This window comes from Arthrobacter sp. MMS24-S77, from assembly GCF_054888235.1.
Window position 1 is genome coordinate 1,586,876 of record NZ_JBTZRN010000001.1, and the last position, 22,414, is coordinate 1,609,289.

The following is a 22,414-nucleotide window of genomic DNA, read 5'->3' on the forward strand; positions in this document are numbered from 1 at the left end:
ACTCGCAGTTGTTGTCGTTTTGACGGCTCATAACGACATCTACTGCGAGTCAGTTGGGTCTTGGAGGCGCCAGGCTAGCGCACCGTCAGCGCCGCCAGGGCCATCCGTTCGAGGATGGGCCGGGCGCTTTTGACCGCCATGCGTCGTCCGTGGTGCCGCACGGAGTGGGGAGTCGAGTTGATCAAACCGAAGGCTGCGTGTGCCCGTACCCGCAGCTCGGCAGGATCCGTGTCGGGATGCAGTTCGCCGAGGACTCCCACCCACAGTTCCACGTAGTTGCGCTGCAGGGTGCGGACTTCGGCCTGGTCGGAGTCGCTGAGGTTGCTGAAATCGCGGTCCTGGACCCGGATGACATCGGGATTGCTGAGGGCGAAGTCCACATGGAACTCCACCAATCCGCGCAACGCGGTTTCGGCGTCGGGGGCCTCGGACGCCACGGTACGGCCGCCGTCGAGCAGATTGCGGCTCACGCTCAGGAGCAACTCGGCGAGCACGGCTTGTTTTCCCGGGAAATGCCGGTACACCGCAGGGCCGCTTACTCCTGCGGCGGCCCCCAGGTCTTCCAGCGACACACGGTTGAAACCGTCGGCGGCGAACAACCCGGCCGCGGCGGTTAGGAGGGCCTTGCGCCGTGTTTCCTTGGCTTGGCTTCTTTGGGTCGGGCTGTCTTGCTTGGGGCTCCGCGGGGTTGGGCCGTCCTGCTGGGAGCTCCGCTGGAAGGTGACCACAATTCCTCCTTTTGCACGCGTCCAATTCAGCGCCGATACCGGGACGGGCCAAGTGCCGAGGTGATGGACAACACAGTTAATAGAGACTAACCTAAATTCCAGTTATGCGGTACTAACTGAGATGGCCCTGGGCCGGGATGGGACGCAGTCGATGGAGACACTCGCCAGCCAGCTGGATACCAGCAGCGATCAGTTCGCGGCCAACGCGGAAGCGCAGCTGTCACTGGTGCAGGAGTTGAAGAAGCGACTTGCCGTGGCGGCCCTTGGTGGACCGGAGAAATCGCGCGAACGGCATATCTCCCGGGGGAAGCTGTTGCCACGGGAACGTGTCAACTACCTGTTGGACGAGGGCAGCCCGTTCCTGGAGATCGCTCCGTTGGCGGCCAATGGGATGTACAACGATGATTCACCCGGTGCAGGCGTCATTGCAGGCATCGGTTTGGTACACGGCCGCCAGGTGATGGTGGTTTCCAACGACGCCACGGTCAAGGGTGGGACGTATTACCCGATGACGGTGAAGAAGCACCTCCGGGCCCAGGAAATAGCCCTGGAGAACAAGCTGCCTTGTGTCTATCTCGTCGATTCCGGGGGAGCGTTCCTGCCCAAGCAGGACGAAGTGTTCCCGGACAAGGAACACTTTGGCCGGATCTTCTTCAACCAGGCGAAAATGTCTGCCGCGAAGATCCCGCAGATCGCCTCGGTCATGGGATCCTGCACGGCCGGTGGCGCCTACGTACCCGCCATGAGCGACGAAACGGTGATCGTCCGCAACCAAGGCACCATCTTCCTGGGCGGGCCGCCCCTCGTGAAGGCCGCCATCGGCGAGATCGTCACGGCTGAGGAACTGGGTGGCGGGGACGTCCACTCAAGGATTTCGGGCGTGACGGACCACCTCGCCGAGAACGACGAGCACGCGCTGCAGATCGTCCGGGACATCGTCTCCACCCTGCCCAAGCCGGCCGCGCCCGCGTGGGACGTGGACACCGCCGTCGAGCCCGTAGTGGACCCGGGCGAGATCTATGGTGCGGTTCCCACGGACGTCAACGCCCAGTACGACGTCCGCGAGGTCATTGCCCGTCTGGTGGACGGTTCCAGGTTCCACGAGTTCAAGAAGAACTACGGCACCACCCTGGTGACCGGGTTCGCCAAGCTGCACGGCCATCCTGTGGGCATTGTGGCCAATAACGGAGTGCTGTTCAGCGAGTCCTCCCTCAAGGGCGCACACTTCATCGAGCTCTGCGATCAGCGCGGCATCCCCTTGGTTTTCCTGCAGAACCTCTCCGGCTTCATGGTGGGCAAGGACGTCGAACAGGGCGGCATCGCCAAGAACGGCGCCAAGATGGTCACCGCCGTGGCTACTGCCCGCGTGCCGAAGCTGACCGTGGTGATCGGCGGTTCTTTCGGTGCAGGAAACTACTCGATGTGCGGCCGTGCCTACTCACCACGGTTCCTGTGGATGTGGCCCGCCAGCAGGATCTCGGTCATGGGCGGGAACCAGGCCTCCAGCGTGCTGGCCACCGTCAAGCGGGACCAATACGAGTCCCGCGGCGAGGAATGGTCCGCGGAAGACGAGGAAGCCTTCAAGGCCCCCATCAAGCAGCAATACGAAGACCAAGGCAGTCCCTACTACTCCACCGCCAGGCTCTGGGACGACGGCATCATCGACCCCGCTGACACCCGGCGCGTCCTGGGTATGGCCCTCGACACCGTGTCCCGCCAACCGCTGCCGGAAACCTCCTTCGGCCTCTTCCGGATGTGACCCCCATGACAACCAACCCTTTCGACACCGTCCTTGTCGCCAACCGCGGCGAGATCGCCTGCCGCGTCATCCGCACCCTCAAGGCCATGGGCATCCGCTCGGTGGCCGTCTATTCAGACGCCGACGCCGGAGCGCGGCACGTGCGCGAAGCGGACACTGCCGTCCGGATCGGCACAGCAGCGGCGGCGGAGAGCTACCTGCGGATAGACGCCATCATCGAGGCCTGCCTGCAAAGCGGCGCCCAAGCCGTCCACCCCGGTTACGGATTCCTGGCCGAGAACGTGGAGTTCGCCAAGGCCCTGGACGCAGCCGGGATCGCGTTCATCGGCCCCGGCATCGACGCCATCGAGATCATGGGCGACAAGATCCGTTCCAAGAACCACGTCATGTCCTACGGCGTCCCCTGCGTTCCGGGCATCGCCGAACCAGGCTTGAGCGATGCGGAACTGATCGAAGCGGCGCCCGGCGTCGGCTTCCCTTTGCTGATCAAACCGTCGGCCGGGGGCGGTGGCAAAGGCATGCACATTGTGGAACGGCTCGAGGATATGGCGGCTACTCTGCTGACGGCCCGGCGCGTGGCGGCGAGCGCCTTCGGTGATGACACCCTTTTCCTGGAGCGGCTCATCCAAGCGCCCCGGCATATCGAGGTCCAGGTCCTCGCCGACAACCACGGCAACGTGATCCATCTCGGCGAGCGCGAATGCTCGCTCCAGCGCCGCCACCAGAAGGTCATCGAGGAAGCGCCGTCCCCCTTGCTGGAATCCCTCGCGAATGGGGCCGAGGTCCGGGCACGGATCGGTGAGGCCGCCTGCCAGGCTGCCCGAAGCGTCAAGTACAGCGGTGCGGGCACAGTCGAGTTCCTCGTCTCGGACCAGGACCCGGAGCACTTCTTCTTCATGGAGATGAACACCCGCCTCCAGGTGGAGCACCCCGTCACGGAAGTGGTCACAGGCGTCGACCTTGTCGAATGGCAAGTGCGCATCGCCGCCGGTGAGGTCCTCACGGTCGCACAGTCCGACGTCGTGCTTGACGGTCATGCCGTTGAGGGGCGCGTTTACGCGGAGGTGCCCGAACGCGGCTTCATGCCATCCATCGGGGAGATCGTGACGCTCCGGGAACGGGCAAGCAGCGATCCGCACGTCCGCGTCGACTCCGCCATGCTCCCGGGATTGTCCGTCACCGGCGACTACGATCCCATGCTCGCGAAGGTTATTGCCTGGGGCCCGGACCGCAAAGCGGCCCTGGACACCCTCGACCTTGCGCTGGGGGACTACACCCTGCTGGGTGTACAGACGAACGTTGAGTACCTGCGGCTCCTGATCAACGACGACGACGTCCGCGCCGGGCGCCTCGACACCGGCTTGATCGAGCGCAAGCTGGAGGGGATGGAATTCCGTCAGGTGGCGGACGTGGAGTTGATCGCCGCGGCGATGCTGGGCCGCCCGGCCTTGGCGCCGGCCGAGGCGACATCTCCCTGGAACACCCCGGACGGTTGGCGCATCGGCGCGCCCGCGCCATGGAAGACCACCATCGGACGTCCCGACGCCGGCCTGTCGACGGTCGCGCTCACCGGGAACGGTTCGGGCTTCACTGCGAGCGTGGACAACGGCGTCGTGCACACAGCAGAGATGCGGCCGGGATCCGCCCGACAAACGGCGCTGGTGCTCGACGGCGTCGAGCACCATTTCGCGCACGGCTCACCATCTCCGGGAGGCGCCGCATATGGCCAGCCCCGAGAGCTATGGCTCGGCAGCGACGGCTGGTCCTGCCGGCTGGAGATCCTGGACCGCGAGTCCCGGCTCCAACGGATCCTCGCGGGCATCCAGCGCGAGGAAGGCGCCGCGGACCCGGAAGTCCGGTCTCCCATGCCGGGAACTGTCGTCTCCGTTTCGGTGCACAACGGCGACCACGTGGAAGCGGGCCAGGTCCTCCTTGCCGTGGAGGCAATGAAGATGGAGCACCAATTGGTGGCCTCGGTGTCCGGCACCGTGCACCTCAGCAGCAAAACCGGGGACCTCGTCAAGGCTGACCAAGTCCTCGCAACCATCCACGTGGCGGCAGAACCCGCCCCAGAACCCGCCCCTGAAGTCACAGCGGAACCGACTGAAAACCAGAAAGACGAGGAAGTCTAGCCATGGCAAGTTTTGAACTCAGCGAGGAATACCAGGACCTAAGCAACTCGGTCCGGGAATTCGCCGACGAGGTAGTGGCCCCCGTGTCCACCAAGCACGACGAGGAACACAGCTTCCCCTACGAAGTCGTCAAGCAGATGGGCGAGATGGGCCTCTTCGGCCTGCCCTTCCCTGAAGAGTTCGGCGGCATGGGCGGAGACTACTTCGCACTCGCCCTCGCGCTGGAACAGTTGGGCCGGGTGGACCAATCCGTGGCCATCACCCTCGAAGCAGGTGTCTCGCTCGGCGCCATGCCGGTGTACCGCTTCGGTACCCAAGCGCAGAAGGAACACTGGCTGCCCCAGCTGACTTCCGCTGAAGCGCTCGCGGGCTTCGGCCTGACCGAGCCGGAAGCAGGCTCGGACGCCGGCGGCACCAAGACCAACGCACACCTCGAGGACGGCCGCTGGGTCATCAACGGCAACAAGGAGTTCATCACCAACTCCGGGACCGACATCACCCGGCTCGTCACCGTCACCGCCGTCACCGGACAGCACGAACGCAAGGACGGGAGCATCAAGAAGGAGATCTCCACAATCCTGGTTCCTACCGACACGCCCGGCTTCACTGCGGAAAAGGCCTACAACAAGGTGGGCTGGAACGCCTCCGACACCCACCCGCTCACCTTGAACAACGTCCGGGTACCCGAGGAGAACCTGCTTGGTGTCCGGGGACGGGGGTACGCCAACTTCCTGTCCATCCTGGATGAAGGCCGCATCGCCATCGCTGCCCTCGCCACCGGTGCGGCACAGGGGTGCGTTGAATTGTCCGTGAAATACGCCAAGGAACGCGTGGCTTTCGGGCACAACATCGGCAAATACCAGGCAATTCAGTTCAAGATCGCCCGCATGCAGGCACGGGCCCACACCGCACGGTTGGCCTACTACGACGCGGCCGCGAGGATGCTGGCCGGCAAGCCGTTCAAGACCGAAGCGGCCATCGCTAAGATGGTCGCAGGCGAGGCAGCCATGGACAACGCACGGGACGCCACCCAGGTGTTCGGTGGCTATGGCTTCATCAACGAATTCACGGTGGCACGGCACTACCGCGACTCCAAGATCCTGGAAGTCGGGGAGGGCACCACCGAGGTCCAGTTGATGCTCATCGCCCGCGAGCTGGGCCTTTGACCGTCAGGGAAGGTAAACGATGATTGACAAAGTTGTTGCCAGCGCCGCGGAAGCGGTGAAGGACATCCACGACGGCGCCTCGCTCGCCGTCGGCGGGTTCGGCTTGTGCGGCATCCCCGTGGCGCTGATCGATGCACTCTACGATCAAGGCACCAAGGACCTTGAAACTGTCAGCAACAACTGCGGCGTGGACGACTGGGGCCTGGGCATCCTGCTCAGGGACGGACGCATCCGCCGGACCATCAGTTCCTATGTTGGCGAGAACAAGGAGTTCGCACGGCAGTATTTGGCCGGCGAGCTCGAGGTGGTTCTCACACCGCAGGGGACACTGGCTGAGAAACTGCGCGCCGGAGGCGCCGGCATCCCCGCGTTTTTCACGGCGGCGGGCGTCGGGACGCAGGTCTCGGAAGGCGGGCTTCCGCAAAAGTACGACGCCGACGGCAACGTTGCGATCGCGTCCTCGCCAAAGGAAGTGCGTACCTTCAACGGCGCGGACTATGTCTTGGAGGAGTCACTGACCCCCGACTTCGGACTGGTGCATGCCTGGAAGGGCGATCGTCACGGGAACCTCGTCTTCCATGCGACGGCCATGAACTTCAACCCCTTGTGCGCCATGGCTGCCCGGATCACCATCGCCGAGGTAGAAGAGCTCGTGGAGCCCGGCGAACTCGATCCGCAAAACATCCACACGCCGGGCATCTTCGTCCAGCGGGTCGTGCTTGCACCGGACACGGAGAAGCGCATCGAAAAGCGGACGGTGGCCTTGACCCCGGCGTCTGCCGCGGGCACTGCCGAGGCCACCGGTACTAGCGATCAGGCAGGAGCGTAGCCATGGAAACAAACACCACCCAGGATGTGCCGCCGCGTCCCGAGGCGGTCAGGCATGAGTACCGCCGCGCCGACGCCGACCATCACGAAGGCAAAGGCTGGACGCGCAACGAACTGGCCGCCCGCGTAGCCCGCGAGCTCAGCAACGGGCAATACGTCAACCTGGGGATCGGCATGCCCACCCTGATTCCCAACTACATCCCTGACGGGGTCGAAGTGATCCTGCATTCCGAAAACGGCATCCTGGGCGTCGGCCCTTATCCTGCCGAGGACCAAATAGACCCCGACCTGATCAACGCAGGCAAGGAAACGGTCACCGTCAACGCGGGCGCCGCGTTCTTCGACTCGGCAACATCGTTCGGCATGATCCGCGGTGGTCACGTGGACGTCGCAGTGCTTGGAGCCATGGAGGTCGCAGCCAACGGGGACCTGGCCAACTGGATGATCCCGGGAAAGATGGTCAAAGGCATGGGCGGAGCCATGGATCTCGTGTTCGGCGCCAAGCGGGTGATCGTGATGATGGAGCACGTGGACCGCAATGGCAAGCCCAAGATCGTCAAGGAATGCTCGTTGCCAGTAACGGGGAAGGGCTGCGTTGACAGGATCATCACCGATCTTGCCGTGATCGACGTGGTCTCGGACGGCGGGGAGTCGAGGCTGGTCCTGCGCGAGCTGGCGCCGAATGTCTCCGCGGAGGACGTTGCGGCCGCGACCGGCGTCGAGCTTTTCGAAGAAGACCAGGAACTGACCGTATGACCGCGAGCCCTGAAACCCCGGGCAAGGGTGGTCCCCGCGCCGCTGAACCCCGAGTCCCCGAACCCCGAGTCCCCGAACCCCGAGTCATCGAGCAGCGGGGGCTCTACTTCGACGAGCTCGAGGAAGACGTCGTCTACGCGCATCGCCCGGGCCGGACCGTGACGGAAACGGACAACGTCCTGTTCACCACGCTGACCATGAACACCCAGGCATTGCACTTGGACGCCGCGTGGAGCGCCACCCAACCTTTTGGCCAGCGGCTCATGAACTCCATGTTCACGTTGTCCACCATGGTGGGGCAGTCCGTGACGCAGCTGACCCAGGGCACCATCATCGCCCAGCTTGGCCTCACGGACGTCTCTTTTCCGCACCCGCTCTACCACGGCGACACCCTCTACACGGAGACCGTGGTGACCGGGAAGCGGGCCTCGTCGTCGCGTCCCGGGCAGGGCATCGTGACCATGCAGCACACAGGCCGCAACCAAGACGGCACGGTTGTGGCCTTGGCCACGAGGGCTTGCCTCATGTGGACCCGGACCGCGCATCTCGAGGCGCAACAGGGGACAATCAATACATGACCTTCACGATGGGCCCCGCATTGCTTTTCTGCCCCGCCGACCGTCCGGAACGGTACCAAAAGGCCGCCGAGCGCTCCGACGCAGTGATCCTGGACCTCGAGGACGCCGTCGCGCCGGCGGACAAGAAACGCGCCCGGGGCGCCATTCTCGCCCAGGTCGGCTCGGGGGGCGAGACCGCCGAACTCGACCCCAGCCGTACGATTGTGCGCGTCAACCCGGTGGGCACCCCGGACTTCGAGAAGGACCTGCACTGCCTCAAACACACGCCCTACCGCACCGTGATGTTGGCCAAAGCGGAGACCGGCGAACAGCTGAAAGCACTTGAGGGGTACCACGTCATTGCCTTGTGCGAGACGGCCAAAGGGATCATCAACGCGAGTGAGATCGCCCAGGCCCAGAACGTCGTCGGGCTCATGTGGGGTGCCGAGGACCTGATCGCCTCCATGGGCGGCACCTCCAGCCGCAAGGACGACGGCGGCTACCGGGCCGTCGCCATGCACTCCCGTTCCACTGTGCTGCTTGCCGCCAAGGCTGCGGGCAAGGAAGCCATCGACTCGGTCTACGTCGACATTCCCGATCTTGCCGGGCTGGGTGTGGAATCCGCAGACGCAGTGGCCAGTGGATTCGGTGCCAAGGCCTGCATCCACCCGAACCAGGTGGCCGTTGTCCGCGAAGCCTACGCACCCTCGCCGGATGCCGTCGCTGAGGCGCGGGAGCTGCTTGATGCGGCCGCCGCGGCCGGAACCGGGGTATTCCAGTACAAGGGAAAAATGGTGGACGGTCCTATCCTCAAACACGCCGAATCGACGCTGCACAGGGCACGGCTGTCCTAAAGGCCCAGTCCTGCCGCATCTAGCGTCCACGCCGCCGCGACGGCGGATGGCCCAGCGGGGCGATGACCTCGTAGAGCTCCATCCGGATCCAACGCTGGCCCGTTTCGCGGAACTCGGCCCTTGTGGCGAAGCGGTACAGGAAGCTGCGGGCCCGCACCCAACGGGGCGGTGCGCCGTCGAACGGATCCTGGCGCAACAAACGCAAGGTGGGCCGGTCGGCGTCGAGCAGCTTGCCGAGGAACGCGTAGAACCACTCCTCGTGCACAGTGCGCAAGGGCAGGAACCACATCAACCAGTCGAGGCGCAAGTGGTACGGCGCCCACTGGCGCGGGAGCCGGCGGACGTCGCCGGGCTTGCCCTTGAAGCCGTATTCGCGCCAATCGGCCTCATCGACGGGAACGTCCGCCTGCGTGCCCTCCACCACGATTTCCACCCGGTGCCGCGTCACCGTACCGAACGCCCCGTAAGTGTTGACCAATTGCCAACGGTTGAAACTCGCGTTCATGAGCTGCTCCCGCGAGAGCAGGTTGCGGATGGGCCAATAGCTGAGCACCAGGAGGAACGCAGTCACCGCGAGTACGACGGCGAGCCACCACACCGGGGACTGCGGAACTGCCGCCGTGGCCGGGTACCGCTGTTGTGGAATGAACGGCAGCACAGCGTGGGCCACGGGATCGCTCACCGCAGCGAAAGCAAGCACAATCGCGGACCAGTTAAGCCACGCGAAGTTACCGCTCCCCACCAGCCAGAGCTGCGTGAACACCACGATTCCAGCGGCAATGCTGGCCAGTGGCTGCGGGAAGAACAGGAAGAACGGCACCACCAGTTGGGCGAAGTGGTTGCCCAGCACTTCCACGCGGTGAAGGGGTTTGGGCAGCAGGTGCGCATGGCGGCTGAGCGGCCCAGGCATGGGCTGCGTCTCGTGGTGGTAGTACAGGGCGGTTAAATCACGCCACTCGCTTCCGCCGTGGATCTTGATCATGCCTGCGCCGAACTCCAGCCTGAACAACAGCCACACGAGCAGCACGAGGATGGTCTTAGGCGGGGGAGTCTGCTCCGAGCCGAGGAAGGCAACCGTGAATCCCATTTCGAGCAGCAGCATCTCCCAACCGAAGCCGTAGAAGGTCTGGCCAACATTGACGATCGACATGTAGAGCAGCCACAGAGCCAGGAACGCGGCCAGGGGAAGCCACGGCGGGCCAAGCTGCGGAAGTCCGCCCACAAGCGTCAAGGAAACGGCGAGTCCGGCAGCGCACACTGCCCGGAGCAAAGTGTCCGAATATTTCCAGCGGAACAAGCTGGGCCTGCGCAAGATCCTGTGACCATCCACGTACCGGGGGACAGGGAGAAGCCCGTGTTCCCCGAGGAGCGCAGGGAACTGGTTGAGGCTGGACAGGAACGCGATGAAGTAGAGCGCGGCCGTGCCACGCTGGAGCACCTGCCGGGCGAATTCATAGTCCGGCGCCTCGAACCACGAGACCCAGTCCACAAAACAACGCTACGCCTGGGGTGCGGGATACTTAAGCAATGCAGCCGCGCAAGATCGTTCTCCTCGGGTCCACTGGTTCCATCGGCACACAGGCGATTGAGGTCGTCGACGCCGCTCCCCACCTGTTCGAGGTCGTGGCACTGAGCGCAGGCGGCGGCAACCTGGAACTCATCGCGCAGCAAGCCGTCCACACAAAGGCCCAGGCAGTGGGCATCGCCTACGGCGACGCCCATGAACTCCAGAGACTCATCAGTGCGGCCGCCTCCGCCGCCGGACTCCGGAACTATGATCCGGCAATCATCACGGGAGCGGACGCTTCCACCAAGATTGCCGCGATCGAAGCGGACGTCGTACTCAACGGCATCACCGGTTCCATCGGCTTGGCCCCCACGCTGGCAGCGCTCAAGTCCGGCGCCACCCTCGCCTTGGCGAACAAGGAATCCCTGATCGTGGGCGGCGCGCTCGTGAAGGCCGCGGCCGCCGTTGACCAGATCGTGCCTGTGGATTCCGAGCACTCGGCCATCGCCCAATGCCTCCGCGCGGGAACCGACAAAGAGGTTGAAAAACTCATCCTAACAGCGTCGGGCGGGCCTTTCCGGGGCCGGACCCGCGAGCAACTCCGCGACGTGACGCCGGCCGAGGCTCTTGCCCACCCCACGTGGGATATGGGCCTGATGGTCACCACCAACTCAGCCAGCCTGGTCAACAAAGGCCTGGAAGTCATCGAAGCGCACCTGCTGTTCGACGTCCCTTTGGACAGGATCGACGTCGTGGTGCACCCGCAGTCAGTGGTGCACTCCATGGTGGAGTTCGTGGACGGCTCCATCATCGCCCAAGCCTCGCCACCGGACATGCGGCTGCCCATAGCCCTCGGACTCGGGTGGCCGGACCGCGTGCCCCGCGCCGCCAAGGCTTGCGACTGGACCCAGGCCACCAGTTGGACGTTCGAACCCCTTGACTCGGTAGCCTTCCCCGCGGTGGAACTCGCTAAGGACGCCGCGAAGCAGGGCAGTACTTTTCCGGCCGTCTTCAACGCGGCCAACGAGGAAGCCGTGGAAGCCTTCCACGCCGGCAGGATCCGCTTCACCGACATCGTGGACACGGTGGAGTCAGTCCTCAGCGAACATTCAGGATCCTTGGAGCTGACGGTGGACTCTGTGTTGGATGCTGAGAGGTGGGCACGCACGCGCACCCACGATCGTTTAGCCAACAGCACCCTTTAGGAAGCAGTACTTAAGGCATGAATCCCGTCATCCTGTTCATTCTCGGAGTCGTCTTCGTCGCGATCGGCGTGGCCGTCTCCATCGCGCTGCACGAGGTGGGGCACCTCGTGCCCGCCAAGCTTTTCAAAGTGCGCGTCACGAAGTACATGATCGGTTTCGGCCCCACCCTCTGGTCCACACGGAAAGGCGAGACCGAATACGGTTTCAAGGCCATTCCGCTTGGCGGCTACGTCTCGATGATCGGCATGTATCCGCCCAACAAAGATGATGGCAGCGTGCGTCCGTCCAGCACGGGTATGTTCCAAACCCTTGCCACCGAGGCCCGGTCCGCGGCGCATGAGGACGTGGGACCGGGCGACCAGAACAGGGTCTTCTACAGGCTGCCGGTCTGGAAAAAGATCATCATCATGCTGGGCGGCCCGGCTATGAACCTGCTGATCGGCCTTGTGCTGACCGCGGTGTTGCTCATGGGCTTCGGTGTTTCCACCGCCACTACCACCATTGCCACTGTCTCCAAGTGCCAGGTGAAGGCGGGAGAAACCGTTGATCCCAATTCGCCGGACTGCCAGCTGACCCCGGCGGCGGTCGCCAAGCTCCAGCCCAACGACGTTGTCACCGGCTTTGACGGCAAGCCTGTGACCAGCTGGGCTGAAATGAGCAGTTGGATCCGGGCTTCCGCAGGCAAAGCCGTCCACATCACCGTGGAGCGTGACGGCAAGAGCGTCACCACGGAAGTAACCCCGGTGCTTTCCGCACGCCCTGTTATCGGAGACAACGGCCAGCAGGCCAAGGGCGCGGACGGCAAGCCGCTGTACGAAGAAGTCGGGTTCCTCGGCATTGGTGCCCAGACCGCCATGGTGCCCCAACCGGCGTCGACCGTTCTTCCGATGGCCGGAGAGAACATCAAACAAATCGCCGGGGTCATCCTCAACCTGCCCGCCCGGGTGGTCGGCGTGGCACAGGCTGCGTTCAGCTCCGAGCCGCGCGATCCCAACGGTCCCATCAGCGTGGTGGGTGTCGGCCGGGTGGCCGGTGAAGTCGCCGCCATGGAGGAGGTCCCGTTGCAATCACGCATCGGCGCGCTTGTGGGGCTCCTGGCGGGACTGAACTTCGCGCTCGCCGTCTTCAACCTGATTCCGCTGTTGCCGCTCGACGGTGGGCACGTGGCTGGCGCGCTCTACGAGGGAGCCCGGCGTCGAATCGCCAAGCTGCGCGGTAAACCGGATCCTGGCGCTTTCGACATCGCCAAGCTCCTGCCGCTGACCTACGTCGTGGCCAGCCTGCTCATGGCCATGGGTGCACTGTTGATCTACGCGGACATCGTCAAGCCCGTCAATATCTTCGGCTGATCCGGGTGCGCGTGAAGCTGCGGGGGACGTCCCGGATTGGGCTGGCCTCTGAATTGTACTGGCCGCTGAATTGTACTGGGGGGATAGGCTATCCATATGACTGTTTTCGCTGTTGAGTACGTGTACGACGCCGAGTCCGCCGAGGTGCGCGACGCGAACCGCCCCGCCCACCGTGCCTGGCTCGCCGGTCTTGCCGAGCAGGGGACCCTGCTGGCGAGTGGTCCTTACACCGATGGTGCGGGTGCGCTGTTGCTGCTGAAGGCCGCCGACGAGTCCGAGCTGAACGCAACGTTGAAGGAGGATCCGTTCGCCGCCGCACAAGGGATTGCAGGCATCCGGACGTCCGAGTGGAACCCCATTATCGGAGTGCTCTCCGCCCACGCTTCCTAGCAGCATGACCGGCCGGGGCCCGGAACCAAGCCCTGCGATCCACCCATTTCAACCCAAGGAGTCCACGTGACCTCGGTCAGCCTGGGAATGCCATCAGCCCCGCCCCCCGTTCTCGCGCCCCGCCGCAAGACCCGCCAGATCAAGGTGGGCTCGGTGGGCGTCGGCTCCGATTCACCCATCAGTGTGCAATCGATGACCACCACCCCCACCACGGACATCAACGCCACCCTGCAGCAGATCGCGGAGCTGACGGCGTCCGGCTGTGACATCGTTCGTGTCGCTTGCCCGTCCGCGGATGACGCCGAGGCGCTGCCGATCATCGCCCGCAAGTCGCAGATCCCGGTGATCGCGGACATCCACTTCCAGCCGAAGTACGTCTTCGCTGCGATCGAGGCAGGCTGCGCCGCGGTGCGCGTCAATCCGGGCAATATCCGCAAGTTCGATGACCAAGTGAAGGAAATCGCCAAGGCCGCCAAGGACCACGGGACTTCCATCCGGATCGGCGTCAACGCGGGATCCCTGGAGCCAGGCATCCTGAAGAAGTACGGCAAGGCCACGCCGGAAGCCCTCGTGGAATCGGCAGTGTGGGAAGCTTCCTTGTTCGAAGAACACGGCTTCCACGATTTCAAGATCTCGGTCAAGCACAACGACCCCGTGATCATGGTGGCGGCCTACGAGATGCTCGCCGAAAAGGGCGACTGGCCCCTGCACCTTGGCGTGACCGAGGCTGGGCCCGCGTTCCAGGGCACCATCAAGTCCGCTACCGCCTTCGGAGCGCTTCTGTCCCGAGGTATTGGCGATACCATCCGCGTGTCCCTGTCCGCGCCGCCCGTTGAGGAAATCAAGGTAGGCAACCAGATCCTGCAGTCCCTCAACCTGCGCCCACGCAAGTTGGAAATCGTCTCCTGCCCATCGTGTGGACGCGCCCAGGTGGACGTCTACACCCTCGCCGAGCAGGTCACCGCCGGACTTGAGGGAATGGAGATTCCGCTCCGCGTCGCCGTTATGGGTTGCGTGGTGAACGGCCCGGGTGAGGCTCGCGAAGCCGATCTGGGCGTTGCGTCCGGAAACGGCAAGGGACAGATCTTCGTGAAGGGTGAAGTCATCAAGACTGTTCCCGAGAGCCAGATTGTTGAGACACTGATCGAAGAGGCCATGCGTATCGCCGAAGAGATGGGGGAGGCCGATGGCGAAGATGCTGTCAAGGGTAGCCCCGTGGTTAGCGTCTCGTAGTAAAGACGAGACTGGTGCCGATGGGATTTCCGTCCGGGTGCTCGGCGCTGCCGACACCCGGTCCCTTCGTGCGCTCGCGATGGAAGACGCCGTAGCGAACGTCTTCATTTTGGCGCACCTTGACTCGTCGGGGAGCGCCGCACCCACGTCCGGCGGCGCGAGTGTGTTCGGAGTGTTCGACGGCGACACCCTGGTAGGTGCCTGCTGGGCCGGTGCCAATCTGGTTCCGGTGCAGCTGGACCCCGAATTGGCTGCCCGTGTGGCCTCAGCCGCACACCGGGCGGGCCGTCGCTATGCCTCGATCTTCGGGCCTGCGGAGTCCGTGCTTGCACTTCATTCCCGGCTGGAGCAACTGGGGCACTTCGCCCACGAGGTTCGCGCGGACCAGCCGCTTCTGGCCATATCGGGCCCACCTGCAGTCGAAGCCAATCCGCAGCTCGGCTTCGGAGACATAGCGGACTTCGACAGGATCCTACCGGCTTGTGCCGCCATGTTCGAAGAAGAAGTGGGTTATTCGCCCTTTCTCGGGAGCGAAGACTTCTACAGCCGTCGGGTGGCCGGGCTGATCCGGCAAGGCCATTCCTTGGTGCACATCGACGCCGGAACCGTGAAGTTCAAAGCCGAACTCGGTGCCGTCACGGCGCAGGCAACCCAGGTCCAAGGCGTCTGGATGAACCCTGAGTTCCGCGGCCAAGGACTCAGCGCCGGGTACATGGCGGGCGTGGTTGTCTTGGCCCAGCGCTTTGCACCGATCACCAGCCTGTACGTCAACGAATACAACACCAGGGCGCGCGCCACCTACGAGCGGGTCGGTTTCCAACGCCTCGGAACCTTCGCCACGGTGCTGTACTGACCAACCCAACTAATACGAAAGTAGGGGTGGGTCAGGCTGCAGTGACCGGTGTGAGCGTGACGTCGTAGCCGAGGCTGGTGAGTTGCTTGATGGCGTTGTTCTTGGCGCGGGTCGGGTTGATGCGGGTGAAGTGGTCGGCTCCGGGCTCGTTGTAGCACTCTCCGTTGGCGAGCATGTGCCAGGCTGCGGTGAGGATGGAATGTTCGACGGCGACGAGGGCTTTGTTGCGTCCGCTTCGGGCTGTGATGCGGTGGTATCTCGCGGCGAGGTAGGTGTTCTTGGACCGTGCGGCCGACATGGCCGCGGTGCCCAGGGCTGCCTTGAGGTATTTGTTCCCGGGCAGGATGTGCGCGGATTTGATCCGTCCGGCGGACTCGTTGGATCCGGGACTGACGCCGGCCCAGGACGCGAGCCGGGCGGGGGTTTCGAACACGGCCATGTCCGCACCGGTTTCGGCGATGATCACTTCGGCAACTTTGAGGGAGACTCCGGGGATGGTGGCCAGGGCTTCCCTGGCGTCGCGAAAGGGTTCCATCGCCTCCTCGATCCGTGCCGTGAGGGTCTCGATGACCCGGGTGTGGGTGTCGATCTGGTCCAGGTGCAGGCGGGCCATGAACGCGTGGTGGGGTTTGAACCGCCCGGTGAGCGCGTCAACGAGGGCCGGGATCTTCGAGCGCAGCACTCCCCGGGCCATGCCGGCCAGGACATCGGGGTTGCGTTCCCCGTTGATGAGGGCCTCGAGCATGTCCCGGGAGGACACCCCGGTCAGGTCCGAGACCACGGAGGAGAGCTTGATCCCGGAACTCTCCAGGAACTTCTCCAGCCGCTGGATCTCCCGGGCCCGGTCGCGGGTGGCGATCGCACGGGCCCGGGTCAGGTCCCTGAGTTCACGGATCGGTTCCGGCGGCACGAACGAGGCCCGCAACAACCCGAAAGCGGCCAACTGCGCCAGCCAGGCCGCGTCGGAGACGTCCGTCTTGCGCCCGGGGATGTTCCGGGCGGCCTTGGCGTTGACGAGCATCACCGGCAGCGTTTCCTCCATCAGGTAGTAGAAGGGCTTCCAGTAGTCACTGGTCGCTTCCATCACCACCGTGGTCACATGTTCGCGTTCCAGGAACTCCCGCAGTTCCAGGATCTTCTGGGTAGTCGAGCCCCAGGTCGTGACCGTCGACGCATAGGTCCCGGCCCGCGGGCCCGGCACCCGCACGCAGAGTTTCGCGTCGCGTTTGGAGATATCCAACCCCGCGGCCCGCTCGTGAACAATGTCCATTCCTTCTTCCCTCCAACACCCTCAGGCGGCCATCTACTGTGTCCGTCTCGGGGAGGACAGGGAATATGTTCAGGAATCTAATACCCGTGCTTCACAGCAACAATCCACGGTTCCCGTGGAAGCCCTCCCACACCACGCTGACTCACGGACTCAAGGCACCAACTTGGGTCGGCGTTCACCAAGACGAACACCTCCATGATCACCGAGCCGCCCGGAGAGGGCCAGAGTCCAGGTGCGCCAGACGCATACTTTCCCGGTCCACGGCGCGCTAGCGGCGCTCATCCGCTGACTCGCAGTAGTTGTCGTTATGAGGGCTCATAACGACAACTACTGCGTGGGCCCACGCCGCCAGGGTTCCCTGGCCGAGCTTGCGAGGCGAGGGTGGCGGTGGGGACTAGTTGGGCGGGAAAGCGCTACGTGAGCTCCTCGGTGAGGTAGTGCTGGACGTTAGGTGCCACGAGCCGCACCACCTCGTCCTGGGAGGCCGAAGCAAGTGGTTCAAGCCGGACCACGTAGCGCATCAGCATCAGCCCCACTATCTGCGTGGCGACAAGGTTGCCGCGCATTCGAGCTTCCTCGGGGGAGCCGGGGAGCCCAGCTGTGATCCTGGAAAGGATGGTCCGGGCCACCATCTCGCGCAGCAAGGCGGTCCTGGCCTTGGATCCGATGGTTCCCCTGACAAACGCCACGAGTCCGTGTTGCGCCGGGCTTTCCCACAACCGCAACACGGCACGGACGATCGCCTCCGAACGCTGTGCCGGATCGAGTGATTCGACGCCGGCAAGCACCTCCGCAGGATCCGCCGGGAGCTCGACGCTCTGGGCGAAGAGCTCGTCCTTGCCCTTGAAGAAGTGGTGGACCATGGCCGGGTCCACCTCGGCCTCCCGGGCCACTTGCCGCAGGCTCGTGCCGTCGAAACCATGCTCGGCGAAGAGCCGGCGCGCCGTCGCCAGGATCAATTCCCGCGAGTCGCTGCCGCCGCTGCGGCGTCCCCGCCGAAGCGGCGGCAAGGCGCCGCTCATGAAGTCCGCCGTCGGAGGGTGAACGAGGCCAGGACCAAAACCCCCACCACGATCGCCGCCATGACGCCCGCGTCCTGCCACATGGCCTGGGTTGCCCCGGCGTTGCCGGCGATCTGCTGGAGGGCGTCAACCGAAAACGTCAGTGGCAGCACATTGGAAATGCTCTCGAGGACGCCGTTCATGTGTTCCCGCGCGACGAAGAGCCCGCACAGAAGGATCTGCGGCACCACCACTACCGGCATGAATTGCACCGCTTGGAATTCGGTCCGCGCGAAGGCCGAGCACAACAGGCCCAGGGCGACTCCCAGCACGGCGTTGATGACGGCGATCAACACCACATAACCCGGACTCCCCTTGATATCCAGGTTGAAGATCCAATAGGCCACGGCCGTGGCTACCAGGGATTGCAGGGCCGCCATGATCGAGAACGCCAACGCGTAGCCGAACAGGAGATCGGCTTTGTGGATGGGCGTCGTCAGGAGCCGCTCCAGCGTCCCCGAGGTCCTTTCCCGCAACATCGTGATCGAGGTGACCAGGAACATCACCACAAACGGGAAGATGGCCAGCATCATCAGTCCGACGCGGTCAAAGGTCCGTGGGAATCCAGGCGGCAAGGTCTCGTTCTCGAAAAGGAAATACACGGCCGTGAGCAGCAGAGCAGGAACAACCATGATGAGCGCGACGCTGCGGTGGTCGTGCCGCAGCTGTCCCAGAACCCTCCTGGAGGTCGCGAGCATCATTCGAGGGTTCATGACGCCACCTGGCTTTCACTGGCGCTCCGGTGATGGGGAGCCGTATCGGATTCCTGGATGATGCGCAGGAAGGCTTTTTCGAGGTCGTGGCTGTGACCACGTTCGCTGAGTTCCGCAGGACTCAGTTGGGCCAGCAAAATGCCGTCGCGGAGCAAGAGCAGCGAGGAGCAGTGTGAGGCCTCTTCCATGACATGGCTCGACACCAGCAGAGTGGTTCCCGATTCGGCCATGGCGGCGAAGCGTCCCCAAAGTTCGGCCCGCAGTACGGGATCCAGGCCCACTGTCGGTTCGTCGAGGACCAGCAGCTGCGGATGCGAGACGAGCGCGCACGCCAGCGAGACACGGCTGAATTCACCGCCGGACAGGTCCGCCGTCTTTTGCCGCGCCAGTGCTTCGAGCCCGACGGCGGCAATCGCCTCCGCGGTGTCTGCCGCCGTCGTGCCGTGCATGGCTCCGAAGTATCTGACGTTCGCTTCGACGCTGAGGTCTGTATAGACGCTCGGCGCCTGGGTGACGTAACCGACGTCGTGCCTCAACGATGGCGTGCCGGCTGGACGGCCCAATACATCTATGGTGCCGGCAGTGAGTCGTTGGACCCCGACTATTCCCCGCATCAGGGTTGTCTTGCCGCTCCCGGAGGGGCCGAGCAGTCCGGTGATCCGGCCGGGTTCGATGGCGAAGTCCAGGCCGCGCAGGATCTTCTTGTGGCCACGGGTGACGTGCAGGCCCTCCGCCTTGACTGCCGGGCGCGTGACTGGGGCGCTACTTCCTGATGTGCTGTGGGACATCGTCGCCTCCGGGAATGACTTATTCATCAGGTGATGAATAAAAGGTAAGCCCGGTACCGGCAGCGGTCAACAATTATTGATTAGTCCAAGTCCTTGAAAAAGGTGTCCGCGATCACATATGTTCGGACCAGCCGTGTCGTTGGGGCGCGGATGGTTTCAGAGAGGAAACACAAACAAATGGCTGTAAGCGTTGATCTTTCGAAGGCACTCGACAAGGCATTTGAAGACAAGTCGCTTAAGGAGATTCTCGACGCGTCTCCGGCAGCGCTTGCAGGTGTCACCGATGCAACCGCTGAGAAATTGCAGGAAGCCCTGGGAATCAAGACCATTCGTGACCTCGGTAGCAACAAGTTCTTCGCAGTCGCGGGCGTTCTGGTTGCCCTGGAAGGCAAGGCTGACTAAGCCTCCAGGACAGCGCCCGCGGCCGACCGGCCGCTGAGCCACGCCATGGCAGGATGACCAGCCGCCCAGCGGCCAGGGGCTTCCACCGACCATGGCGTGGCTCATCTGCGTTTGGCAGGGTTGCGCAATCAGGAATCAGCCGGGTCTGCGCGCACGAAAGGGCCCGGCGAGTGGCCCGGCTGTAAGCCGGTAGATTAGTACGCAGTAGATTTTGCCAGCTCTTGCCATAGAAACGGATTCTGACCCGTGGTCCTTCGCCTCTCCCAGCTGTTCCTGCGCACCCTGCGTGAAGATCCCGTCGACGCCGAAGTCGCCAGCCACAAACTCCTGGTCCGCGCCGGCTACATCCGCCGCGCCGCACCGGGTATCTACACGTGGCTGCCGCTGGGATTGAGCGTCCTGCGCAAGGTCGAGCAGATCATCCGCGAGGAAATGGCCGCCATCGGCGCCCAGGAAGTCCACTTTCCGGCCCTGCTGCCACGCGAACCGTACGAAGCCACCAACCGCTGGACCGAATACGGCGAGGGGCTGTTCCGCCTTCAGGACCGCAAGGGTGCCGACTACCTGCTCGCCCCCACGCATGAGGAAATGTTCACCCTCCTGGTCAAGGACTTGTACTCCTCGTACAAGGACCTGCCGTTGAGCCTCTATCAGATCCAGAACAAGTACCGCGACGAAGCACGCCCCCGGGCTGGCCTCCTCCGCGGCCGTGAATTCATCATGAAGGACTCCTACTCCTTCGACGTCGACGACGCCGGCCTGGATGCCAGCTACGCAGCCCACCGCGCCGCGTACCTGAAAATCTTCGAGCGCCTTGGACTCGAAGTCATCCCTGTTGCGGCCACGGCAGGCGCCATGGGCGGATCCAAGAGCGAAGAATTCCTGCACCCCACCGAGATCGGCGAGGACACCTTCGTGCGCTCGGCGGGCGGCTACGCGGCCAACGTCGAAGCCGTGACCACAGTGGTCCCGGACGAGATCGACTTCACCAACACTCCCGCCGCACGCGTCCTGGACACTCCGGACACACCCACCATCGAAACCCTCGTGGCAGCTGCCAACCAGCTCGCTCCGCGCAGCGATTCCGACGGCGGCGCCTGGACTGCCGCGGACACCCTCAAGAACGTGGTCCTCGCTGTCACGCTGCCCACGGGCGAGCGCCAGATCGTGGTCATAGGCGTTCCCGGCGACCGCGCCGTGGACCTCAAGCGCGTCGAGGCCAATATCGGTTCCTTCCTGCCCATCGCAGGGGAGATCGGACTGGAAGCGGCCAACGAGGAAGACCTCAAGAAGAACCCGGCACTGGTCAAGGGCTACATCGGCCCTGGACTGGCCCTCGGCGAAGCCGTGCTGGGACTCGAAGGCACGTCCAAGCTGCTCTTCCTTGTTGACCCGCGGATTGTCTCGGGCACCAGCTGGGTCACCGGAGCGAACGAGGACGGCAAGCACGTCTTCGGCCTGGTAGCTGGCCGCGACTTCGCCTGGGACGGCGTCATTGAATGCACCGAAGTCCGTGCGGGAGACGAAGCCCCGGACGGCTCGGGCCCCCTGGAGACCGCACGCGGCATCGAAATGGGACACATCTTCCAGCTCGGCCGCAAGTATGCCGAGGCCCTGGACCTGAAAGTCCTGGACCAGAACGGCAAGCAGGTTGTGGTCACCATGGGTTCCTACGGTGTCGGAGTGACCCGTGCCGTGGCCGCCCTCGCCGAGGCCAACAACGATGAGCGCGGCTTGATCTGGCCTCGCTCCGTAGCCCCGGCGGACGTCCACGTGGTCGCCGTCGGGCGCGGCGAGGAAATTTTCGCGGCGGCCGAGAAGCTCTCGGCCGAACTCGAGGCTGCCGGCCTCGACGTGATCTACGACGACCGCCCCAAGGTTTCCCCGGGCGTGAAGTTCGGTGACGCCGAGCTGGTGGGCGTCCCTACCATCGTGGCAGTCGGCCGTGGCCTGGTGGACGGCGTTGTGGAGATCAAGGACCGTCGCACCGGTGAGGCCGAAAACGTGGCGGTCGAGAAGGCCGCCGACTACGTAGTCAACGCCGTACGCCAGAAGTGATCTCCGGCTTCGAGTCGGTCCAGCTCACCACGCTCATCATGATCGTGGTGGCCGGATTCGCAGCCGGTTGGATAGACGCAGTAGTGGGCGGCGGGGGACTGATCCAGCTCCCCGCCTTGCTCCTGGTTCCGGGGATTACTCCCGTCCAGGCCCTGGCCACCAACAAGATGGGCTCCATCTTCGGAACAACGACCAGTGCCGTCACCTATTACCGTCGGGTTGGCCCTGACCTCAAGACGGCCATACCTATGGCGGTGATTGCCCTCGCGGGCAGCTTCGGCGGAGCCGTCTTGGCCGCCAATCTTCCTGCGAGCGTGTTCAAACCCATCATCGTGGCGGCCTTGATCGCCGTCGCGGTCTTCACAGCGTTGCGACCCAACGCGGGAGAGCTGACCGCGCTGCGTCACGACGGCCATAGGCATTACGTCGTGGCTTGCGCCATCGGTGCCGTGATCGGGTTCTACGACGGCCTGATAGGTCCTGGAACAGGCTCGTTTCTGGTGATCGCCCTCGTCTCCGCTATGGGCTATGCCTTCCTCGAAGCCAGCGCCAAGGCGAAGATCGTCAACATGGCCACCAACGCCGGGGCGATCTTGTTCTTCCTGCCGCACGGATCGCTGCTGTGGGGCGTCGGTGCCGTGCTGGGGCTGTCCAACATGGCAGGCGGGTACCTCGGTGCCCGGACTGCCGTGAAACAGGGCAGTGGCTTTGTGCGCGTGGTGTTCCTGATCGTGGTTGGCGCGTTGATCATCAAGCTGGGCCTAGACGTCTGGCACGACTACTTCTCGAAGTAGCCGGCTGGTTC

General features: G+C 64.2%; 21 protein-coding genes. 15 read left to right on the forward strand and 6 right to left on the reverse strand.

Going from position 1 to position 22,414, the window contains the following annotated elements; all coding sequences use genetic code 11:
• Positions 1 to 74: 74 nt before the first annotated feature.
• Positions 75 to 728: an SACE_7040 family transcriptional regulator gene (locus ACX5I4_RS07235; RefSeq protein ID WP_461836081.1), complete on the reverse strand. Its 654-nt coding sequence runs from the start codon at positions 726 to 728 to the stop codon at positions 75 to 77.
• A gap of 151 nt (positions 729 to 879) precedes the next feature.
• Here ACX5I4_RS07235 and ACX5I4_RS07240 point away from each other — a divergent pair, with 151 nt between their 5' ends.
• Genes ACX5I4_RS07240 through ACX5I4_RS07270 form a run of 7 tightly spaced genes read left to right on the forward strand, consistent with a single transcriptional unit; the run spans position 880 to position 8,780 of the window.
• Positions 880 to 2,487 (forward strand): carboxyl transferase domain-containing protein, encoded by a 1,608-nt coding sequence (locus ACX5I4_RS07240; RefSeq protein ID WP_461836082.1) that lies wholly within the window; start codon positions 880 to 882, stop codon positions 2,485 to 2,487.
• 5 nt (positions 2,488 to 2,492) lie between these two features.
• On the forward strand, positions 2,493 to 4,619 hold the full coding sequence (locus ACX5I4_RS07245; RefSeq protein ID WP_461836083.1) for an acetyl/propionyl/methylcrotonyl-CoA carboxylase subunit alpha: 2,127 nt from the start codon (positions 2,493 to 2,495) through the stop codon (positions 4,617 to 4,619).
• 2 nt (positions 4,620 to 4,621) lie between these two features.
• Entirely contained in the window at positions 4,622 to 5,785 is a 1,164-nt protein-coding gene (locus ACX5I4_RS07250) for an acyl-CoA dehydrogenase family protein (protein WP_461836084.1), read from the forward strand.
• A 19-nt stretch (positions 5,786 to 5,804) separates the two neighbouring features.
• Positions 5,805 to 6,614 carry a CoA transferase subunit A gene (locus ACX5I4_RS07255; RefSeq protein WP_461836085.1) on the forward strand — a complete coding sequence of 270 codons (810 nt, stop codon included), beginning with the start codon at positions 5,805 to 5,807 and terminating at the stop codon, positions 6,612 to 6,614.
• Between the two features lie 2 nt (positions 6,615 to 6,616).
• A complete protein-coding gene (locus ACX5I4_RS07260; RefSeq protein ID WP_461836086.1) occupies positions 6,617 to 7,369 on the forward strand; it encodes a CoA transferase subunit B in 753 nt (250 codons plus the stop codon).
• Positions 7,366 to 7,947 carry a MaoC family dehydratase gene (locus ACX5I4_RS07265; RefSeq protein WP_461836087.1) on the forward strand — a complete coding sequence of 194 codons (582 nt, stop codon included), beginning with the start codon at positions 7,366 to 7,368 and terminating at the stop codon, positions 7,945 to 7,947. The genes ACX5I4_RS07260 and ACX5I4_RS07265 overlap by 4 nt, the downstream gene beginning before the upstream one ends.
• Positions 7,944 to 8,780 (forward strand): HpcH/HpaI aldolase/citrate lyase family protein, encoded by an 837-nt coding sequence (locus ACX5I4_RS07270; protein WP_461836088.1) that lies wholly within the window; start codon positions 7,944 to 7,946, stop codon positions 8,778 to 8,780. The genes ACX5I4_RS07265 and ACX5I4_RS07270 overlap by 4 nt, the downstream gene beginning before the upstream one ends.
• Before the next feature lie 19 nt (positions 8,781 to 8,799).
• Here ACX5I4_RS07270 and ACX5I4_RS07275 read toward each other — a convergent pair whose 3' ends face one another.
• The gene (locus ACX5I4_RS07275; protein ID WP_461836089.1) at positions 8,800 to 10,269 is read right to left on the reverse strand and encodes a lipase maturation factor family protein; all 1,470 of its coding nucleotides are present in this window, start codon (positions 10,267 to 10,269) and stop codon (positions 8,800 to 8,802) included.
• A gap of 38 nt (positions 10,270 to 10,307) precedes the next feature.
• On the opposite strand from ACX5I4_RS07275, the gene dxr reads away from it, so the two are divergent.
• The 5 genes from dxr to ACX5I4_RS07300 all read left to right on the forward strand — a co-directional run bounded on the left by dxr (position 10,308) and on the right by ACX5I4_RS07300 (position 15,317).
• Positions 10,308 to 11,492 carry a 1-deoxy-D-xylulose-5-phosphate reductoisomerase gene (gene dxr / locus ACX5I4_RS07280; RefSeq protein ID WP_461836090.1) on the forward strand — a complete coding sequence of 395 codons (1,185 nt, stop codon included), beginning with the start codon at positions 10,308 to 10,310 and terminating at the stop codon, positions 11,490 to 11,492.
• A gap of 17 nt (positions 11,493 to 11,509) precedes the next feature.
• On the forward strand, positions 11,510 to 12,841 hold the full coding sequence (locus tag ACX5I4_RS07285; RefSeq protein WP_461836091.1) for a M50 family metallopeptidase: 1,332 nt from the start codon (positions 11,510 to 11,512) through the stop codon (positions 12,839 to 12,841).
• A 96-nt stretch (positions 12,842 to 12,937) separates the two neighbouring features.
• Complete coding sequence (locus ACX5I4_RS07290; protein WP_184735894.1) at positions 12,938 to 13,231, forward strand: YciI family protein; 294 nt, start codon at positions 12,938 to 12,940, stop codon at positions 13,229 to 13,231.
• Between the two features lie 66 nt (positions 13,232 to 13,297).
• The gene (gene ispG, locus ACX5I4_RS07295; RefSeq protein ID WP_078105708.1) at positions 13,298 to 14,464 is read left to right on the forward strand and encodes a flavodoxin-dependent (E)-4-hydroxy-3-methylbut-2-enyl-diphosphate synthase; all 1,167 of its coding nucleotides are present in this window, start codon (positions 13,298 to 13,300) and stop codon (positions 14,462 to 14,464) included.
• The gene (locus tag ACX5I4_RS07300) at positions 14,427 to 15,317 is read left to right on the forward strand and encodes a GNAT family N-acetyltransferase (RefSeq protein ID WP_461838671.1); all 891 of its coding nucleotides are present in this window, start codon (positions 14,427 to 14,429) and stop codon (positions 15,315 to 15,317) included. Before ispG ends, ACX5I4_RS07300 begins: the two co-directional genes overlap by 38 nt.
• 31 nt (positions 15,318 to 15,348) lie before the next feature.
• Here ACX5I4_RS07300 and ACX5I4_RS07305 read toward each other — a convergent pair whose 3' ends face one another.
• The 4 genes from ACX5I4_RS07305 to ACX5I4_RS07320 all read right to left on the reverse strand — a co-directional run bounded on the left by ACX5I4_RS07305 (position 15,349) and on the right by ACX5I4_RS07320 (position 19,149).
• Complete coding sequence (locus ACX5I4_RS07305; RefSeq protein ID WP_461835174.1) at positions 15,349 to 16,587, reverse strand: IS110 family RNA-guided transposase; 1,239 nt, start codon at positions 16,585 to 16,587, stop codon at positions 15,349 to 15,351.
• 413 nt (positions 16,588 to 17,000) lie between these two features.
• The gene (locus ACX5I4_RS07310; RefSeq protein WP_461836092.1) at positions 17,001 to 17,609 is read right to left on the reverse strand and encodes a TetR/AcrR family transcriptional regulator; all 609 of its coding nucleotides are present in this window, start codon (positions 17,607 to 17,609) and stop codon (positions 17,001 to 17,003) included.
• Positions 17,606 to 18,349 carry an ABC transporter permease gene (locus ACX5I4_RS07315; RefSeq protein ID WP_461838672.1) on the reverse strand — a complete coding sequence of 248 codons (744 nt, stop codon included), beginning with the start codon at positions 18,347 to 18,349 and terminating at the stop codon, positions 17,606 to 17,608. Before ACX5I4_RS07315 ends, ACX5I4_RS07310 begins: the two co-directional genes overlap by 4 nt.
• 8 nt (positions 18,350 to 18,357) lie before the next feature.
• Positions 18,358 to 19,149 (reverse strand): ABC transporter ATP-binding protein, encoded by a 792-nt coding sequence (locus ACX5I4_RS07320; RefSeq protein WP_461838673.1) that lies wholly within the window; start codon positions 19,147 to 19,149, stop codon positions 18,358 to 18,360.
• Between the two features lie 177 nt (positions 19,150 to 19,326).
• On the opposite strand from ACX5I4_RS07320, the gene ACX5I4_RS07325 reads away from it, so the two are divergent.
• The 3 genes from ACX5I4_RS07325 (at position 19,327) to ACX5I4_RS07335 (ending at position 22,403) form a co-directional block, all read left to right on the forward strand.
• The gene (locus ACX5I4_RS07325) at positions 19,327 to 19,551 is read left to right on the forward strand and encodes a hypothetical protein (protein WP_461836093.1); all 225 of its coding nucleotides are present in this window, start codon (positions 19,327 to 19,329) and stop codon (positions 19,549 to 19,551) included.
• Between the two features lie 246 nt (positions 19,552 to 19,797).
• Positions 19,798 to 21,609, forward strand: a complete 1,812-nt coding sequence (locus ACX5I4_RS07330) for a proline--tRNA ligase (protein WP_461836094.1) — start codon at positions 19,798 to 19,800, stop codon at positions 21,607 to 21,609.
• Positions 21,606 to 22,403, forward strand: coding sequence for a sulfite exporter TauE/SafE family protein (locus ACX5I4_RS07335; RefSeq protein ID WP_461836095.1), 798 nt, complete (start codon positions 21,606 to 21,608; stop codon positions 22,401 to 22,403). Before ACX5I4_RS07330 ends, ACX5I4_RS07335 begins: the two co-directional genes overlap by 4 nt.
• The last annotated feature ends 11 nt before the right edge of the window (positions 22,404 to 22,414 follow it).

Excerpts from the sequence above, each read along its gene's own strand:
- ACX5I4_RS07240 (WP_461836082.1), top strand. The coding sequence starts at position 880 with ATGGAGACACTCGCCAGCCAGCTGGATACCAGCAGCGATCAGTTCGCG.
- ACX5I4_RS07245 (WP_461836083.1), top strand. The coding sequence starts at position 2,493 with ATGACAACCAACCCTTTCGACACCGTCCTTGTCGCCAACCGCGGCGAG.
- ACX5I4_RS07250 (WP_461836084.1), top strand. The coding sequence starts at position 4,622 with ATGGCAAGTTTTGAACTCAGCGAGGAATACCAGGACCTAAGCAACTCG.
- ACX5I4_RS07255 (WP_461836085.1), top strand. The coding sequence starts at position 5,805 with ATGATTGACAAAGTTGTTGCCAGCGCCGCGGAAGCGGTGAAGGACATC.
- ACX5I4_RS07260 (WP_461836086.1), top strand. The coding sequence starts at position 6,617 with ATGGAAACAAACACCACCCAGGATGTGCCGCCGCGTCCCGAGGCGGTC.
- ACX5I4_RS07265 (WP_461836087.1), top strand. The coding sequence starts at position 7,366 with ATGACCGCGAGCCCTGAAACCCCGGGCAAGGGTGGTCCCCGCGCCGCT.
- ACX5I4_RS07270 (WP_461836088.1), top strand. The coding sequence starts at position 7,944 with ATGACCTTCACGATGGGCCCCGCATTGCTTTTCTGCCCCGCCGACCGT.
- dxr (WP_461836090.1), top strand. The coding sequence starts at position 10,308 with ATGCAGCCGCGCAAGATCGTTCTCCTCGGGTCCACTGGTTCCATCGGC.
- ACX5I4_RS07285 (WP_461836091.1), top strand. The coding sequence starts at position 11,510 with ATGAATCCCGTCATCCTGTTCATTCTCGGAGTCGTCTTCGTCGCGATC.
- ACX5I4_RS07290 (WP_184735894.1), top strand. The coding sequence starts at position 12,938 with ATGACTGTTTTCGCTGTTGAGTACGTGTACGACGCCGAGTCCGCCGAG.
- ACX5I4_RS07300 (WP_461838671.1), top strand. The coding sequence starts at position 14,427 with ATGCTGTCAAGGGTAGCCCCGTGGTTAGCGTCTCGTAGTAAAGACGAG.
- ACX5I4_RS07305 (WP_461835174.1), bottom strand. The coding sequence starts at position 16,587 with ATGGACATTGTTCACGAGCGGGCCGCGGGGTTGGATATCTCCAAACGC.
- ACX5I4_RS07310 (WP_461836092.1), bottom strand. The coding sequence starts at position 17,609 with ATGAGCGGCGCCTTGCCGCCGCTTCGGCGGGGACGCCGCAGCGGCGGC.
- ACX5I4_RS07315 (WP_461838672.1), bottom strand. The coding sequence starts at position 18,349 with ATGATGCTCGCGACCTCCAGGAGGGTTCTGGGACAGCTGCGGCACGAC.
- ACX5I4_RS07320 (WP_461838673.1), bottom strand. The coding sequence starts at position 19,149 with ATGTCCCACAGCACATCAGGAAGTAGCGCCCCAGTCACGCGCCCGGCA.
- ACX5I4_RS07325 (WP_461836093.1), top strand. The coding sequence starts at position 19,327 with ATGGCTGTAAGCGTTGATCTTTCGAAGGCACTCGACAAGGCATTTGAA.